13 protein-coding genes are annotated in these 16,620 nt (G+C 72.3%); all 13 read left to right on the top strand.

What is annotated here, in order from left to right:
• Positions 1-121: 121 nt before the first annotated feature.
• The 13 genes from ACQEVU_RS21150 to ACQEVU_RS21090 all read left to right on the top strand — a co-directional run bounded on the left by ACQEVU_RS21150 (position 122) and on the right by ACQEVU_RS21090 (position 16,607).
• Positions 122-1,867 carry a ricin-type beta-trefoil lectin domain protein gene (locus ACQEVU_RS21150; RefSeq protein ID WP_433326057.1) on the top strand — a complete coding sequence of 582 codons (1,746 nt, stop codon included), beginning with the start codon at positions 122-124 and terminating at the stop codon, positions 1,865-1,867.
• 209 nt (positions 1,868-2,076) lie between these two features.
• Complete coding sequence (locus tag ACQEVU_RS21145; RefSeq protein WP_433326055.1) at positions 2,077-5,259, top strand: AfsR/SARP family transcriptional regulator; 3,183 nt, start codon at positions 2,077-2,079, stop codon at positions 5,257-5,259.
• A gap of 192 nt (positions 5,260-5,451) precedes the next feature.
• Positions 5,452-6,009, top strand: a complete 558-nt coding sequence (locus tag ACQEVU_RS21140; RefSeq protein ID WP_433326053.1) for a hypothetical protein — start codon at positions 5,452-5,454, stop codon at positions 6,007-6,009.
• A 161-nt stretch (positions 6,010-6,170) separates the two neighbouring features.
• A complete protein-coding gene (locus ACQEVU_RS21135; protein WP_433335015.1) occupies positions 6,171-7,490 on the top strand; it encodes an aspartate aminotransferase family protein in 1,320 nt (439 codons plus the stop codon).
• Positions 7,487-8,518 carry an NAD-dependent epimerase/dehydratase family protein gene (locus ACQEVU_RS21130; RefSeq protein ID WP_433326051.1) on the top strand — a complete coding sequence of 344 codons (1,032 nt, stop codon included), beginning with the start codon at positions 7,487-7,489 and terminating at the stop codon, positions 8,516-8,518. Before ACQEVU_RS21135 ends, ACQEVU_RS21130 begins: the two co-directional genes overlap by 4 nt.
• A 13-nt stretch (positions 8,519-8,531) precedes the next feature.
• Positions 8,532-9,482 (top strand): UbiA prenyltransferase family protein, encoded by a 951-nt coding sequence (locus ACQEVU_RS21125; protein WP_433326049.1) that lies wholly within the window; start codon positions 8,532-8,534, stop codon positions 9,480-9,482.
• A gap of 30 nt (positions 9,483-9,512) precedes the next feature.
• The gene (locus tag ACQEVU_RS21120; protein WP_433326047.1) at positions 9,513-10,541 is read left to right on the top strand and encodes a glycosyltransferase family 2 protein; all 1,029 of its coding nucleotides are present in this window, start codon (positions 9,513-9,515) and stop codon (positions 10,539-10,541) included.
• Complete coding sequence (locus ACQEVU_RS21115; protein ID WP_433326045.1) at positions 10,538-11,602, top strand: endonuclease/exonuclease/phosphatase family protein; 1,065 nt, start codon at positions 10,538-10,540, stop codon at positions 11,600-11,602. Before ACQEVU_RS21120 ends, ACQEVU_RS21115 begins: the two co-directional genes overlap by 4 nt.
• Positions 11,602-12,597, top strand: a complete 996-nt coding sequence (locus ACQEVU_RS21110) for a glycosyltransferase family 2 protein (protein ID WP_433326043.1) — start codon at positions 11,602-11,604, stop codon at positions 12,595-12,597. The genes ACQEVU_RS21115 and ACQEVU_RS21110 overlap by 1 nt, the downstream gene beginning before the upstream one ends.
• Positions 12,594-13,598: a glycosyltransferase family 2 protein gene (locus tag ACQEVU_RS21105; RefSeq protein ID WP_433326041.1), complete on the top strand. Its 1,005-nt coding sequence runs from the start codon at positions 12,594-12,596 to the stop codon at positions 13,596-13,598. The genes ACQEVU_RS21110 and ACQEVU_RS21105 overlap by 4 nt, the downstream gene beginning before the upstream one ends.
• A complete protein-coding gene (locus tag ACQEVU_RS21100) occupies positions 13,595-14,662 on the top strand; it encodes an endonuclease/exonuclease/phosphatase family protein (RefSeq protein WP_433326039.1) in 1,068 nt (355 codons plus the stop codon). The genes ACQEVU_RS21105 and ACQEVU_RS21100 overlap by 4 nt, the downstream gene beginning before the upstream one ends.
• Positions 14,659-15,609 (top strand): hypothetical protein, encoded by a 951-nt coding sequence (locus ACQEVU_RS21095; RefSeq protein ID WP_433326037.1) that lies wholly within the window; start codon positions 14,659-14,661, stop codon positions 15,607-15,609. Before ACQEVU_RS21100 ends, ACQEVU_RS21095 begins: the two co-directional genes overlap by 4 nt.
• Positions 15,606-16,607, top strand: a complete 1,002-nt coding sequence (locus ACQEVU_RS21090; protein ID WP_433326035.1) for a class I SAM-dependent methyltransferase — start codon at positions 15,606-15,608, stop codon at positions 16,605-16,607. Before ACQEVU_RS21095 ends, ACQEVU_RS21090 begins: the two co-directional genes overlap by 4 nt.
• Positions 16,608-16,620: the final 13 nt, after the last annotated feature.

Below are 16,620 nucleotides of genomic sequence, written 5' to 3'. Positions count from 1 at the left end.
CTATTGACAACTTTCTTTGCAGTCAGCGACCATGCTGAGAGCGCTCTCACGTCCGCCACGTGGGGGTTGAACAGGCATGTCCCACCTCCCCCGCCCACGCTTGAGAAGGGGCACAAACGCTGTGGAAAAAGAACACAAACCCACATGGCTGCGAGGCCGGGCGCGGACCGCGCTGCTGGCCGCGGCCGGCGGTGTCGTCGTCATCGCCGCCTCCGTTGCCGTACTGCCCGACGCCGGAGCCTCCGTGCCGGCCACGCCCGCCGGATGGACCCAGATCTTCGCCGACGACTTCAACGGCGCCGCCGGCACCGGCGTCAACACCGGCAACTGGCTCTACGACCTCGGCCACGGCTACCCCGGCGGCGCCGGCAACTGGGGCACCGGCGAAATCGAAAACATGACCAACAGCACCGCCAACGTCTACCAGGACGGCGCCGGCAACCTCGCCATCAAACCCATCCGCGACGGCGCCGGCAACTGGACCAGCGGCCGCATCGAAACCCAGCGCACCGACCTCACCGCCCCCGCCGGCGGCAAACTGCGCCTGGAAGCCCGCCTGCAACAACCCAACGTCAACACCGGAAACGGCGCCGGATACTGGCCCGCGTTCTGGGCCCTCGGCGCCGCCGCCCGCGGCACCGGCGCCTCCGGCTGGCCCGGCATCGGCGAGATCGACATCATGGAAGACATCAACGGCCGCAGCTCCGAATTCGGCACCCTGCACTGCGGCACCTCACCCGGCGGACCCTGCAACGAAACCACCGGCATCGGCAGCGGCGAACGCGCCTGCAGCGGCTGCCAGACCGGCTTCCACACCTACGCCGTCGAACAGGACCGCAGCACCTCACCCGAGCAGATCCGCTGGTACCTCGACGGCAACAACTTCTTCACCGTCAACGCCAACCAGGTCGACGCCACCACCTGGAACAACGCCACCCACCACGGGTTCTTCATCATCCTGAACGTGGCCATCGGCGGCGGCTTCCCCGACGCGTTCGGCGGCGGACCCAACGGCTCCACCATCTCCGGCCAGCCGATGCTCGTCGACTACGTCACGGCCTACACGTCGGGCGGAGGTACCACGAGCGCCCCACCGACCGCGGGCACGATCACGGGCCCGGGTGGTAAGTGTGTCGACGTCGCGGGTGACGACACGGGCGGCAACGGTACCGCGGTCCAGCTGTGGGACTGCCAGTCCTACGCCGTGGACCAGCACTGGACCCACAACGCCGACAACTCCCTGAGCACCCTGGGCCGATGCCTCGACATCAACGGCAACGGCACCGCCAACGGCACCCAGGTCGAACTCTGGGACTGCAACGGCGTCGGCGGCCAAAAGTGGGTGCAGCAGGCCGACGGGTCGCTGCGCAACCCGCAGTCCGGCCGCTGCCTCGACTCACCCAGCGGCGCCACCGCCAACGGCACCCGACTGCAAATCTGGGACTGCAACGGCACCGCAGCACAGAAATTCGCCGCAAACGGCGGCGGCACCATCCTCGGACCCGCCGGCAAATGCGTCGACGTCGCCGGCGACGACAACGGCAGCAACGGCACCGCAGTCCAACTCTGGGACTGCCAGTCCTACGCCGTCGACCAGCACTGGTACCACAACGCGAACGGTTCGTTGCGCACGTTGGGCCGGTGTCTGGACATCATCGGCAACGGCACCGCACAGGGCACTCAAGTCGAACTCTGGGACTGCAACGGCGTCGGCGGCCAAAACTGGGTCCAACAAGCCGACGGCTCCCTGAAAAATCCCCAGTCCGGCCGCTGCCTCGACTCACCCAGCGGCGCAACCGGCAACGGCACCCGGCTACAGATCTGGGACTGCAACGGCACCGCAGCACAGAAATTCGCACTGAGCTGACGAACCGGGCGGCGGCCTACGGGCCGCCGCCCGCCCCGGAAGCTGCTCGCGCCCGTTGGTCTGCGTGTTGACCGGTTCCGCCCGACTGGGGCGACAGTGGCCGATTACTCCGCATGGCCAGGGGATCATGTCCGCTGCTACGCTATATTCACCGTCGTGGATCTTTGTCCTCGGCTGCGGCCGGAGAGGGCGGCGGAGAGCGGAGCGGCATGGACATCGGCATCCTTGGGCCGGTCGAAGTCTCCGTGGACGGCCGATCGATCCAGCTCGGCGGGCCCCGGACCCACGCGGCGCTGGCCGTATTATGCCTCGAAGCGGGCCGGATCGTCCCGACGGACCGGTTGATCGAGGCGCTCTGGGGCGAGAACCCGCCCGCCACCGCGCGCTCGCAGGTCCAGATCTGCGTCTCCACCCTCCGGCGGGTGTTCGCCGCCGAGGCGTCGGCCGGCCCCCAGGTGGTCATCGAAACCCGCCCGCCCGGCTACGCGCTGATGCTCACCGGTGCGCGGCTCGATGCGCGGCAGTTCGAGGAGCGGGCGGCGCAGGCGACCAGGCTGGCCGCCGACGGTGCGCTGCACGAGGCCGCCGGTCTGTTCCGCTCCGCGCTGGAGCTGTGGCGCGGCCCGCCGCTCGCCGGGCTGACCGGCCCGATCCTGGAGGCCAGCGCCCTGCACCTCGAAGAGCGGCGCCTCGCCGTGCTGGAGCGGCGCATCGACGTCGAGTTGCAGATCGGCCGGCATGCCGAGCTGGTCGGGGAGCTGGGCGAGCTCATCCTCCAGCACCCACTGCACGAGTGGTTCTACGGCGCGCTGATGACCGCGCTGCACCGCTGCGGCCGACGAGCCAAAGCCCTGGACGTGTACCGGCAGGCCCGTACCGTCCTGGTCGACGAGCTCGGCCTCGAACCGGGGGCGGAGTTACGCCGCATCGAACAGCTGGTGCTCGCCGGGGCCCCGGAGGGACCGGCCGCATCGGAGCCACCTCGTGAACGGGCCGAGGTGCCCGTGCCGTCGGCCGAGCATCCGGCAAGGCCGGCACGGCCGCGTCCGGGAGCGCCGAGCCGGTCGCCGGAGCCGGCCGCCGACGATGCGCCACGGGCGGCACGGTCCCGTCCGGTACCGCCCAACCTGCTGCCGCTGGACACCGCGGATTTCACCGGGCGCGGCGCCGAGGTGGCCCGGGTCACCTCGGCGGTCACCGGCGCAACCGGCCGCAGCGCGACCCGGCAACCGGCGATCGTGGCCATCTCCGGCCCCGGCGGGGTCGGCAAGTCCGCCCTTGCGCTGCACGTCGCGCACAGCCTCCGCGACGCGTTCGCCGACGGCACGCTGTACGCGAACCTGTCCGACGGCACCGGGCCCGTCCAGCCGGTGGAGATCCTCGGGCGGTTCCTGCGCGCGTTCGGCGTCAACGGGCTGGCCATACCGGGCGGCGTCGACGCCCTCGGCGAGGTCTACCGCGACCTGATCTCGGACCGGCGGATGCTCATCCTGCTCGACAGCGCCGTCGACGAGACGCAGGTACTGCCGCTGTTACCCGGCAACGAACCGGCCGCCGTCATCGTGACCAGCCGGCACCGGCTGACCGCACTGCCCGGCGCCGCGCACGTGTCGCTCGACGTGCTGCCGCCCGAGCCGTCGGTCGACCTGCTCGCGGCGGTGGTCGGGGCGGCCCGGGCCAGCCGCGACGACCCGGCCCTGACCGAGCTGGCCTCGCTCTGCGGCGGGCTGCCGCTCGCGCTGCGGATCGCCGGGGCCAGGCTCGCCTCCCGCCCGCACTGGAAGCCCAGCCGGCTGATCGGCCGGATGCGCGACGAGACCCGCCGCCTCGACGAGCTGGAGCACGGCGCGCTCGGCGTACGGGCCAGCATCGCGGTGAGCTACTCGGGCCTCGGCCCCGACGCCAAGCGACTGCTGCGGCTGCTGGCCTGCCTCGACGCGCCCGAGTTCAGCTCGTGGGCCGCCGCCGCGCTGCTCGACGTGGCCTTGGACGACGCCGAGGACCTGATCGACGACCTGGTCGGGGCGCACCTGCTCTCGGTGCTCGCCGAGACGGCCGACGGGCCGGTCCGGTTCCGGCTGCTGGACCTGGTGCGGGTGTTCGCGCGGGAGCGGGCCCAGGCCGAGGAGCCGGAGGGCCAGCGGGCCGCCGCGGTCCGGCGGGCCCTCGCCGGCTGGCTGTACCTGGCCGAGGAGGCGCACCGCCTCGAGTACGGCGGGCAGTACACCATCCTGCACGGGACCGAACCCCGCTGGGCTCTGCCGAAGAGCGCGACCGCCGGCCTGCTGGAACAGCCGCTCAGCTGGCTGGAGGCCGAGCGGCAGGCCCTCACGGCCGCGCTGCGCCAGGCGGTGCGCAACCGCTGGGACGAGCTGGCCTGGGACCTCGCGCTGACGCTGGTCACGCTGTTCGAGGCGCGCAGTTACCTGGTGGACTGGCGGGAGTCGGCCGAGCTGGCGCTCGCGCTGGTCAGGCAGGTGGACAACCGGCGGGGCATCGCCGCCATGCAGTACTCGCTGGGTGCGCTGCACATCGTCGAGCAGTGCCACGCCGACGCGCGCGACCGGCTGCGCCAGGCCCTCGACGGCTTCACCGCCTGCGGCGATCAGCACGGGCGTGGGCTGGTCCTGCGCAACCTCGCGTTCCTCGACCGGATCGCCGGACGGCCGGATCTGGCCCGTCTCGGGTACGAGCAGGCGCTGCCGATCCTGCGTGAGGCCGGCGACCAGATCGCGGTGGCGCATGTGCTGTCCAGCCTGGCCGCGCTCCGGCTGGACGCGGGCGACGTGAACCAGGCGCAGAAGATGCTCGACGACGCGCTGGTGATCACCCAGATCGCCGGCAGCCGCCGGGTCGAGGGGCAGATCCTGTTCCGGCTCGGCGAGGTGTACCTGCGGCGGGACGAGCTGGATCGTGGTGCGGAGGCGTTCCATCAGGTCCTGCGGCTGGCCCGGGACCACGGCGACCGGCTCGGTGAGGCGTACGCGCTGCTGGGCCTCGGCCGGGTCCGGCACCGCGAGGGGCGGCCCGGGGCGGCGGAGACCGCCTTGTCGCAGGTGTTGCAGCTGGCCGAGGAGCTCGGGGACCGGCTGGTGGAGGCGCACGCCCGCCAGGCGTTCGGCATGCTGGACATCGATCGGGATGAACCGGCGCGGGCGGACGAGTGGCTCGGTGGCGCGGCGCGCACGTTCGGCGCGATCGGGGCGACCGTGCAGCAGGCCAAGGCGCTGGTCGTGCTGGGAGAGTTGCGGTTGCGCCTCGGCGACACGCACGGCGCCATGCGTGCCGCGCTGGGCGCGGGAGCCCTGCTGGGCGATGCCGATCGTGACGACGACACCGCGGAGGTTCGCGGGCTCCGGCAACGCATCAGCGAGCTGACCCTGCCGGCATGAAGGGGCTGCCCCAGTTGCTGTCGAGCTTGCGCGTCATCGTGGTGTCCCTTCCGATTGCCCGATACCCGTGTGGTACCGGCTGGGACCACGACAACAGCGCCGCATTTCGATGAACTATTCGTCCGCCAATTCGGGCCGGTGCATGCCGCGCGGATAGCGGGCCGATAGCGTGTCGCGGCACGGTCTGCGTTTGTGGTTCACCGGGACGCACCCACGCACCGCACCGCGCGCCTGGGGCTGACGGTCGCCGGCGCGCTGGTCAACCGCGGGGTGCTCACCGTCGGCCTGCTGGGCGCCGGCGCGCTCGCCGGCGAATACCTGGCGCTGCTGCCCGAGCTGCTGCCCACGGTCAGCCAGGTCGCGCTCTTCGACCCCGACGACCGGGCCGCCGACGAGTTGTGGGACCGGCTGGTCGAGCCGGTGGGCCGCCACGGCGTCCAGCTGTGTATCGACCGGCACGCCCGTGATGCGGTACGCGGCGCCGATCTCGTGCTCCCGGTCGACGCCGCGCACGCGGCACCGCTACGGGCCGGCTGGCTTGCCGCGGGCGCGGTTGTGCTGAACCTCGGCGAACGGTGCCTGCCCGAACCGCTGCGGACCGCCGCCGACGTGCTGCTCACCGCCGCCGAGCCGCGGGCCGTGCTGCTCGCCGCCCTGGTCCGCCGGCTGCACGGGCCCCGCCTCATCGTCGTGGACCTGGCGACCGGCTGCGCCCGGCCCCCGCATAGCCGCCGGATGCCCGCCGGATAGGTCACCACGTTGCACTGCGGCCAGCCTTTTCCGATCGGTACTTCGAACAGGGGCGGCACATGGACCAAGAAATGATCAGCCTCGACCGCGCGGAGCAGCTGTCCGCCAAAGAGGTGCACGAGCTGTACCGCCGCTACGTCAGCCGCAGTCAGGTCTCGCTGATGACCACGTTCGGCTTCGGCCGGGAGCTGGTCGAGCGGGCCGAGGGCGCGTCGATCTGGCTGCGTGACGGCCGGCGCGTGCTCGACTTCACCGGCGGCGTCGGCGTGCTCAACCACGGCCACAACCACCCCCGCATCCTGCGGGCCCGGCAGCGCTACGGCGAGCAGGGCCGGATGGAGGTCCACAAGGCGTTCTTCTCGCCCTACCTGGCCGCGTTGAGCCACAACGTGGCCGCGCTGCTGCCCGGCGACCTGAACATCTCGTACTTCCCCAACTCCGGCGCCGAGGCGAACGAGGGCGCCATCAAGATGGCGTACAAGTACCACGGCGGCAGCCGCGGCACGATCCTGCGGGCCGACATCAGCTTCCACGGCAAGACCCTGGGCGCGGGCAGCCTGACCGGCTCGACCGAGAACGCGTTCGCCTTCCCGGGCCTGCCGAACATCGGCGTCTACCCGTACGCCGATCTGGCCGGCCTCACCGCGGCGGTCGAGGCGGCCCGGCGCCCGGACGGCGGCTGCGACGTCTACGCCATCATGCTGGAGCCGTTCAGCGCCTCCAGCCTGCGTCACTGGTCCGAGGCCGACCTGCGGGCCGTGCGGGCACTCTGCGACCGCAACGACATCATCCTGATCTTCGACGAGATCTACACCGGCTGGGGCAAGACCGGCAGCCTGTTCTACTTCATGCGGCACGCCGGCCTGGTACCGGACATTCTCACGTACTCGAAGTCGCTCGGCGGCGGCAAGGCGTCGATCTCCGGCTACACCGCCCGGGAGCCGGTGTTCCGCAAGGCGTACGACCGGCTGGCCGACGTGATCCTGCACAGCACCACGTACTACGGCTTCGGTGAGGAGACCGTCACCGCGATCGAGGCGGTCAACGTCGTGGTCGAGGACGACTACCCGGCCCGCGCCCGGCGGCTGGAAGCGATGCTCGGCCCCGAGCTGCAGCGCATCGCCAAGGCCCACCCGGACGTCGTCCGCGAGGTCAAGGGCGCCGGGGCGCTGTGGGGCGTCTTCCTCGACGGCGGCCCGAAAGTCCTGGCCCTGGCCGGCAAGCTGGTGCCCGGGTTCGCGCACGACCCGCGGTTCAAGACCAAGCTCATCACGCTGTCGGTGATCTCCCACCTGTTCCGCGAGCACGGGATCGTCACCTACTACAGCCCGAACGTCGAGAACCCGCTCATGGTCGCGCCCAGCCTGGTCGTCTCCGACGACGAGGTGGAGCACTTCCTGGACAGCCTCGACGCCACGCTCAGCCGCGGCCTGCCCCGCCTGCTCACCTCGTTCGTCCGGGAGAAGGTGACCGGGCGATGACCGTCGTGGTGACCGGCGCGGCCGGCATGCTCGGCACGCACCTGGTCGAGCGGCTGCTCGCGACGGGCCGGCGGGTCCGCGGAATCGACCGGCGCGGCAGCGCCGTGCCGGCGCACCCCCGCCTGGAGCACGTCAAGGCCGACATCCGCGACCCCGCCGCCATGCGCCAGGCGTTCACCGGCGCGGCCGCGGTCGTGCACTGCGCCTCGGCGCTGCCCAGCTACCCGGCCGACGTGATCCGATCGGTCATCGTCGACGGTACCCGCAGCGTGCTCGACGCCGCGGGCGAGTGCGACGTGCCGCGCGTGGTGCAGATCAGTTCGACCGCGGTCTACGGCCTGCCGAAGGTCGTGCCGACCACCGAGGAGTACCCGCGCGAGCCGGTCGACGCCTACAGCGAGGCCAAGGCCGACGCCGAGGTCGTGGCGGACAAGGCCCGCGCCGACGGGATGTGCCTCACCACGCTGCGGCCCAAGACGTTCCTCGGGCCGGGCCGGATGGGGCTGTTCGCGATGCTGTTCGAGTGGGCCGAGGAGGGCCGGAACTTCCCGGTCCTCGGCCGCGGCGACGTGCGGGTGCAGATGCTGGCCGTCGAAGACCTGGTCACCGCGATCGAGACCGCCCTCGCCGCACCGCCGGACGTCGCGATCGACACCTATAACATCGCCGCCGCCGATTTCGGCACGATCCGCGAGGACTTCCAGGCGGTGCTCGACGCCGCCGGACACGGCAGGCACGTCGTCGCGGTGCCGGCTCGCCCGGCCGTGGCGGTCCTGTCGCTGCTGCAGCGCGTCCGGCTGTCCCCGGTGTACGGGCGGCTGCTGCACAAGCTCCTCGCCGACTCCTACGTGAGCATTGCCAAGGCCCAGGACCGGCTCGGCTACGCGCCCACGCGGTCCAACCGGGACACGATTCTGGCCACGTTCGACTGGTGGCGCGAGCAGCGCGGCTCGCCGTCCGGGAACGGGGTCACCAGCCGGGAGCCCTGGAAGCAGGGGGCTCTCGCCGCCGCCAAGGTGTTCTTCTGAGACGGGAACCGCGATGACGACTCTGGAACGGCCCCCAACAACCGCCGCCCTGCCCACCCCGCTGCTGCTCGACCTCATCCGGGTCGCCCGCCCGGCCCACTGGGCCAAGAACGTCCTGGTGGTCCCGGCGGCCCTGCTCGCCGTGCCCGCGGTCTCGGCGGCCACCACCAGCCACATCCTCCTGGCCACGGTGGCGTTCACCCTCGCCTCGATCGCCGTGTACTTCGGCAACGACCTCGCCGACCGCGGCCGCGACCGGCTGCACGCGGTGAAGCGGCTGCGGCCCATCGCGTCCGGCCGGGTCTCCGGCCCCGTCGCCGTGATGGTCGCGGCCGGCGTCCTGGGGCTGCTCGCCCTGCTGCTCATCGCCGTCCCGGCCGTGCCGCCCGGCCCGATCCTGGCCTATCTGCTGCTCAACGTCCTGTACTGCCGGGTCCTTAAGCACATACCGCTGGTGGACGCGGGCTGCGTCGCCGCCGGGTTCGTGCTGCGGGTGCTGGAAGGCCACCTCGCCGTCGGTGCGCGCGTGGCCACCTGGCTGCTCGTGGCGGTCTTCTCGCTGTGCCTGCTGCTGGTCCTCGGCAAGCGGCGTCAGGAGCTGTCGGTCGGCGGCAGCGCGCACCGGCCCGCCCTGCGCGGCTACACCGTCGAGCTCACCGACCACCTGATCCAGCTGACCGCCGTCCTCACCGCCGTGGCGTTCCTGCTGTACCTGCGGGGCGACGCGCAGCTCGGCGCGTTCGCGGAGCCGGCGATGCTGGCCTCGGTGCCGCTGGCGCTCTTCGCGCTCGCCCGGTACATCCAGGCGGTGCTTCTGCGCGGTGTCGGCGACCCCGTCCTCGTCCTGCTCCGCGACCGCGCGATCGTCGGTACCGGCCTGGTATGGGGCCTGCTGTTCGTCACCGCGCTGGTCCTGTCGCGCGACCCGGCGCTCGCCCACCGGCTCCAGTCCCTGCTCAGCTAGCCAGCCGTCATCGACCAAGGAGAAGACACCGTGTCCGTACCCCGGGTCTCGGTCATCATGCCCAACTACAACCACGCCGACTCGCTCGAGCGCACCATCGCGGCCGTCCGTGCGCAGACCGTGCCGCCGCTGGAGATCCTGTTCGTCGACGACTGCAGCACCGACGACTCCGTGGCGATCGCCAGGGCCGCCGGGGTCCGGGTCGTCAGTACCCCCGTCAACAGCGGACCGGCGGCGGCCCGCAACCTCGGCGCGCAGCTCGCGTCCGGCGACGTGCTGCTCTTCCTCGACTCGGACGTCGAACTGGCGGCGACCGTGATCGAGCGGGCCACGGCGCTGCTGGACGCCCGGCCCGAGGTGGGTGCGGTCTGCGGCATGCTCGACGACACCCCGCTCAAGCGCGACAGCCTGCTGCAGGAGTGCCGGTGCCTGCAGGCGCACTACTGGCGGATCAGCTCCGAGGGCGTGGTGTCGTTCCTGTTCAGCGCGATCTGCGCGATGCGCGCCGAGGTCTTCGCCGAGATGGGCCCGTTCGACCCGCGGCTGCGCGAGACCGAAGAGGTCGAGTACGGCCAGCGGCTGTCCACCCGCTACCAGGTGTGGCTCACCTCGGCGCTGTCCGGCCGGCACCGCGACGAACCCCGGCTGTGGCCGTTGCTGCGCAAGCTGTTCCGCCGCGCCCGGCTGCGGGTGCCGCTCTATACCAAGCGGCGCAAGTTCGCCAAGGGCTTCGAGACCTCGGCCCGCATCTTCGGCAGCGTCGCCGCGACCGCCGCGGTCCTGAGCCTCCCGTTGGTCCTGGCCGGTGCGCTCTTCGCGCTGGTGCCGGCCGCGCTGCTCGCCGTGTCGATCGGGTGCGACGCCGCGATGTACCGGTTCGTGTTCCGCCGCCGGGGAATCGGCTTCGGCCTGTTCTTCACCGGCCTGCAGGTGCTGCAGAACGTGGCCATCATGGCCGGCGCGGGCTTCGGGGCGCTGCAGTGGCTCGCGTCGCGGGAGTTCCGCGGGCTGTACGACTTCGCTCCGCAGCCGCGACCGATCCCGGTGGCCGCGGCATGAGCCGGTGGTGCCGGGCCACCTGGGTCCTGGTCGCCGCCACCGGAGCCTGGCTGTCCTTCGTGGGCCTGCAGTGGCTGCTCACCGGCCGCTGGTGGCTCTGGCTGCTGCCCGACCTGATGCCGCCGCTGACGTTCCTGGTCGTGCCGGTCCTGCTGGTCGCCGCGCTGCCGGCCGCGCGCCTGTCCGGCCGCCGGGTGCCGGCCAACGCCACCCGGCTGGTGCTGGCGGGGACCATCGCGGCCGGTGTGCTCGGCTGGCCGTACAACGGCCTCGGTGTCCACGGTGGAGTGCCCGGCGCCGGCCGGGGGCTGCAGGTGTTCGCGTGGAACACGGAGTACTGGGGCCAGAACGTGGGGCGGGACCGGTTCTACGCGTTCCTGCAGGCGCAGCACGCCGACGTCTACCTGCTGCAGGAGTACCTGCACTGGGACGAGGCGGCCGGACTGGACGGCGCCCGGCAGGTGGACGACGAGGCGGCGCTGCGGGCCGCGTTCCCCGGCTACTCGATCGCCAGCCGCGGTGAGCTGTTGACGCTCAGCCGGTTTCCGATCGTGGCCCGGCCGCCGGTCGGCCCGGATCGCGACCTGACCGGCCGCACGGCCGGCTTCGACCAGGTGTTCGTCGCGGCCAAGGTGCTGCGCAGCGACCTCGACGTCGACGGGCACATCGTCTCGGCCTACAACGTGCACCTGCCGGTCCAGATCGACCTCGCGGTGAGCCGGCGGTTCTTCACCCTGATCCAGGAGCGTGACGAGCGGCGGCGCCGCCAGATCGACGGGCTGGAGTCCGACCTCGCCGCCAACACCCGTCCCGCGATCATTGCCGGGGACTTCAACACCAGCCCGGCGATGGGCGACATCGATGCGCTGCGCGCGACCCTCCACGACGCCAACACCGCACTGTACCCCGGGTCGTGGCCGGCCGGCCTGCCGCTGTGGCGGCTCGACTGGACCTTTACCACGGCCGGGCTGGTCGCCGGCGACTACCGGCTGGTGGCTACGGACGGGCTCTCCGATCACCGGGCGCAACAGGTGCGGATCGCCCTGAAAGGACAGTCCTGATGAACGTCTCGGTGGTCATTCCCAATCACAACTACGGCAAGACCCTGGGCGCGTGCCTGCGCTCGATCCAGCGGCAGACCCACCAGCCGCTCGAGGTGATCGTGGTCGACGACTGCAGCACCGATGACTCGGTCCGGATCGCGGAAGCGGCCGGGGTGAGGGTGGTGCGGCACGCGGTCAACCGGGGCGTGTCGGCCGCCCGCAACACCGGGGTGGCGGCCAGCCGCGGCGACGCCGTCTTCTTCGTGGACTCCGATGTCGCCCTGGCCCCGGACGCGATCGAGCAGGCCGTTCGGATCCTGGCCGAGGAGCCGGGCTGCGGCTGCGTCTTCGGTGTGTACGCGCCGGAGCCGCTCATCGACGACGGCCCGGTGGAGCGCCACCGGGTGCTGCACCTCCACTTCGCGCTGACCCGGCAGGTCGGGCGGACCGAGACCGCGGTGTTCGCGCTGGCCGCGATGCCGCGCCGGGTCTTCGACGAGATCGGCGGGTTCGACGAGCGGTTGCGCAGCGCGGAGGACGACGAGTACAGCGAACGGCTGCGCACCCGCTACCAGATCCGGCTCACCGACACGATGGTCGGCTACCACGACGAGGTCGACCGGCTGCCGGACGCGCTGCACGAGCAGTACCGGCGGGCGCAGCTGATGCCCTTCTCGGCCCGCAACCGGATGCGCCGCGGCGGGCTGGCCGTCAACCGCACCACCGGCGTGGCCGTTGCGGCGCTCATGCTGGCGACGTTGCCGCTGGGCCTGCTCGACCCGGCGCTGCTGGCCGTGCCCGGCGCGCTGCTGGCCGCCTTCGCGGTGGCCGACCCGCCGCTGGCCCGATTCGTGGTCCGCCGTAAGGGCCCGGCCTACCTGGCGTACTTCACCGGCGTCAACCTGCTCCTGCACATCGCGCTGCTGGCCGGCTGCGCCCGCGGCCTGCTGCGCATCCTCACCGACCCGACCTTCGGCCCGAGCCGCCGCTTCACGATCGGTGCGACATCATGAGCACTCCCCTGGTCTCCGTGATCATCCCGAACTACAACTACGGCGACACGATCGGCCTGTGCGTTCAGGCCGCGCAACGGCAGACGTACCGGCCGCTGGAGATCCTGGTCGTCGACGACTGCAGTACGGACGACTCGGTCGCGGTCGCGCGGGCCCTCGGTGCGCGGGTGGTGTCCACCGGCGTCAACGGCGGGGTCGCGGTCGCCCGCAACCTCGGCGCGGCCGAGGCGTCGGGCGCGATCCTGGTCTTCGTCGACTCGGACGTGGCCATGCACCCGGACGCGGTGGCCAACGCGGTCGCCGCGCTGCAGGCCGATCCCACCGTCGGCGTGGTCGCCGGCACCTACGAGCCGGAACCGCTCATCGTCAACGGGGTGGTCGAGCGCTACCGCAACTTCCACCAGTACTACTGGCTGGAGGCGGCGGCCGGCGAGCTGCACGACTTCGTGCCGACCGCCATCATGGCCATCCCCGCGATCGTGTACGCCGAGCTGGGCGGGTTCCTGCCGCACCTGCGCGAGACGGAGGGCGCCGACTTCGGCCGGCGGCTCGGTGCGCGGCACCGGATGCTGCTCAGCACGGCGGTGCGCGGCAAGCACGACAACGATCCGACGCTGCGGGTGGTACTGCGCAAGGTCTTCCACCGCACCCGGCTGCACATCCCGTTCTTCCTCGACCGCAGCCGGGTCGCTCAGGTGGCGACCAGCCAGCAGTCCGGCGGCTGCCTCGCCGCGGCGCTCGCCCTGGCCACCGCGCCGGCGCCCGCGCTGCTCGGCCCGATCGGTGCGCTGGTCCCGCTGGCGTGCTTCGCCGCCTGGTACCTCGGCGAGCGCCGGTTCTTCCGCGCCGCCCGGCGCCATCGGGGAGCGGGCTTCGCCGTCGCCGTGGTGGCGCTGCACTACCTGGTCAACCTCACCACCGCGGCCGGGATCGCCGTCGGCCTCACGCAGTGGGCCGGCTCCGCGCGTTTCCGCCGCCTGTACACCCGGCTCGCGGCATGACCGCGACCCTCACCCCGGCGCCCACCGTGGCCGACCGGCCGGTGCGGGTCCGCATCGGGCACATCGCGCGGCGCGCCGGCGTGGCGTCCGGCGTCGCCTGGCTGGTCTTCGCCGGGCTCAACGTGGTGCTGAGCGGTCGCTGGTGGTTGTGGCTCGTGCCGGATCTCCTGCCGCCGCTGGCCTTCGCCGTGGTACCGGCCGTGCTCACCGTCGGCGCCGCCCTGCTCCGCCTCGGCCGCCGGCCGCTGCTGATCGCGCTGGCCGGCCTTGCGGTCGGCGGGGCGCAGGCCGGCTTCAACCCGGCGGCGCTGCTGCCGTCGCCCGGGGACGTGGCCGGCACACACCTCAAGGTCGTGGCGTGGAACACGGAGGTGTGGGACGACTGGGACGACCCGGCGCGGTTCCTCGCCTTCCTGCGCGCCCAGGACGCCGATGTGTACCTGCTGCAGGAGTACGAGGAGAACGGCCTGCACCCCGGCGACTTCCCCGGCTACACCGCGATCGAGCGCGGCGAGCTGCTGACGCTCACCCGGCTGCCGGTCCGGCGCGTCGTCGCGCTGCCCGCCGAGCCGGCTCCCGCCAGCAGCTGGCGGCAGGTGTACGAGCAGGTCAAGTCGCTGCGAGTGGACGTCATGGCGGGCGGCGAGACCCTGTCGGTCTACAACGTGCACATGCCGATCCAGCTGGATCTGGTGAGCCCGCTGTCGCCGGGCTTCTACCGGCAGCTGCGCCTGCGCGATGCGGCGCGGCACCGGCAGTACACCGCCCTGCAGAGCGACGTGCGCGGCAACCGCAACCCGGTCCTCGTCGCCGGGGACTTCAACACCAGCCCGGCGATGGGCGACATCCGGTGGCTGACCGGCTCGCTGCATGACGCGGCGAGCGCCGATCGGTCCCTGTACCCGGCGTCGTGGCGCTCGTACTGGCCGGTCGACCTGTGGCGCCTCGACTGGGCGTTCACGTCCGACCCAATCGCGGTGCAGCGGTACGAGTTCGTCGACCCGCGCGGCATGTCGGACCACAGCCTGCAGCGCATCGAGCTGACCGTGCGGAGGACACGATGAGACGACGGATCTTCACGGTGCTGCGCGTCCTCGCGTACGTGCTGGTCGTACTGTTCCTCGGCAGCCAGCTGTGGCGGGCGCGGCACGGCATGGTCGACAGCGTCCGGACGGTCGGGCTGGGCAACGCGCTGCTCGCGGCGGTCCTCGCCGGCGTCGGCGGGCTGCCCGGCATGTTCGGCTGGCGGGTCCTGCTGGCCGGCCTGGGCACCCGGCTGCCGACCCGTGAGGCATTGCGGGTGTACTTCGTGGGCGGGCTCGCCCGCTACATACCCGGCGGGGTCTGGCCGGCCGTGGCGCACGCGAGCATGGCCGCCTCCCTCGGGGAGCCGCCCGCCCGGCTGGCCGCCGCCTTCCTGGCCAGTCAGGGGCTCGCGGTGGTGGCCGGGCTGCTGGTCGGGCTGCTCGCCCTGCCCGCGCTGGTGGCGGTCAGTCCGCTGTGGTGGCTGCTGCTGCCGGTGCTCGCCGCCGCCGCGGTGCCCGTCCTGGCCCCCGGAACGCTCCGCGCGCCGCTGACCCTCGGCGCCCGGCTGCTGCGCCGCAGCACCACGCTGGAACTGCCGGGACGCGCCGCGCTGAGCAAGGCCACCGCCCTGATGGCGCTGGGGTGGCTCATCAGCGGTACCCACGTGGCCGTCCTGGCCGTCGCGCTCGGCGCGGACCCGATCGCCACGCTCACCGTCGGCATCGGCGGCTTCGCCCTCTCGGTGGTCGCCGGCGTGGTGGCGCTGGTGCTCCCGTCCGGCCTCGGCGTGCGCGAACTGGTGCTCGGGCTCACCCTGGCCACCCTGCTCACCGGCCCGGCACTGGTCACCGTGGTGGCGCTGAGCCGGATCCTCATCACCGTCGTGGACGCGGTTTCCACGTTGGTCGTCCTGGCCGCGCTGGGCGTGTTGCGCCGCCCGGCCCGGGTTCCCGCCCCGCTCGCCCTCGAAAGGATTCCGTCGTGACCTCCCTCTCGGTGCCTTCCACGTCCTCCGCTCGGCCCGGTGTCCGCCGCTGGGGGCGGCGGGTCCGGACCGCCGTCAGCACCGCGTCCGGCCTCGAACTGCTCAGCGCGCTGCCGCTCCTGCGCTGGCCGGTGCGCTACCTCGACCGCCACCCGGTCCTGCACGGCGCGGTGCTGTCCGCGTTCGGGCTGCGCCGCCCGATGTTCGTCGACCACCTCGGCGATCCGCAGCCTCGCTACGGGTACGGGCGGCCGGTCCACCCGCAGCTCGCCGCCCGCTTCGCCGAGGGTAAGGACCGGTACCGCGCGCACCTGTCCGCCTTCCGCGCCCACCTGGACGCCTTCCGGGCGATCCCGTTGCAGGCCGAGCTGACCGACCCCACGCCGTACTGGGGCAACGGCTGGCTGCCGCCGCTCGACGCGCTGGCGCTCACCGGATTCCTGGCGGAGACCAATCCGCGCCGGTACCTGGAGATCGGCTCGGGCAACTCGACGAAGTTCGCCCGCCGAGCCATCGCCGACCACGGCCTGCGCACCACGATCACCTCGATCGACCCGTCGCCGCGAGCCGAGATCGACGCGCTGTGCGACACCGTGATCCGCGAACCGCTGGAGCACACCGATCTGAGCCGCTTCGACGAGCTGGAAGCCGGCGACATCGTCTTCTTCGACGGCTCGCACCGGGCGTTCATGGGCTCCGACGTCACGGTGTTCTTCTTCGAGGTGCTCCCCCGGCTACGGCCGGGCGTGCTGGTGCACATCCACGACATCCTGCTGCCGAGCGACTATCCGCCGGAGTGGCGCTGGCGGGCCTACTCCGAGCAGTACCTGCTGGCGGCGTTCCTGCTGGCCGATCGGGGGCGGTACGTGGTGGAGCTGCCCAACGCGTACATCGCCGACGACCCCGCGCTGGGCGGCCTGTTCGACGACCTGTGGGCGGGCCTCGGCCTGGGCGACCGCCTGCGTCCTTCGTCGTTCTGGCTCTCGGTGCAGCCCTGAACGGCGCTCACGC

Source organism: Dactylosporangium sp. CA-139066 (assembly GCF_050936175.1).
Taxonomy (GTDB): Bacteria; Actinomycetota; Actinomycetes; order Mycobacteriales; family Micromonosporaceae; genus Dactylosporangium.
This window is presented reverse-complemented; position numbering and strand designations above follow the sequence as displayed.

Bases quoted from the DNA above. Each gene is read 5' to 3' on its own strand.
- ACQEVU_RS21145 (WP_433326055.1), top strand. From the start codon at position 2,077: ATGGACATCGGCATCCTTGGGCCGGTCGAAGTCTCCGTGGACGGCCGA.
- ACQEVU_RS21135 (WP_433335015.1), top strand. From the start codon at position 6,171: ATGACCACGTTCGGCTTCGGCCGGGAGCTGGTCGAGCGGGCCGAGGGC.
- ACQEVU_RS21130 (WP_433326051.1), top strand. From the start codon at position 7,487: ATGACCGTCGTGGTGACCGGCGCGGCCGGCATGCTCGGCACGCACCTG.
- ACQEVU_RS21125 (WP_433326049.1), top strand. From the start codon at position 8,532: ATGACGACTCTGGAACGGCCCCCAACAACCGCCGCCCTGCCCACCCCG.
- ACQEVU_RS21115 (WP_433326045.1), top strand. From the start codon at position 10,538: ATGAGCCGGTGGTGCCGGGCCACCTGGGTCCTGGTCGCCGCCACCGGA.
- ACQEVU_RS21110 (WP_433326043.1), top strand. From the start codon at position 11,602: ATGAACGTCTCGGTGGTCATTCCCAATCACAACTACGGCAAGACCCTG.
- ACQEVU_RS21105 (WP_433326041.1), top strand. From the start codon at position 12,594: ATGAGCACTCCCCTGGTCTCCGTGATCATCCCGAACTACAACTACGGC.
- ACQEVU_RS21100 (WP_433326039.1), top strand. From the start codon at position 13,595: ATGACCGCGACCCTCACCCCGGCGCCCACCGTGGCCGACCGGCCGGTG.
- ACQEVU_RS21095 (WP_433326037.1), top strand. From the start codon at position 14,659: ATGAGACGACGGATCTTCACGGTGCTGCGCGTCCTCGCGTACGTGCTG.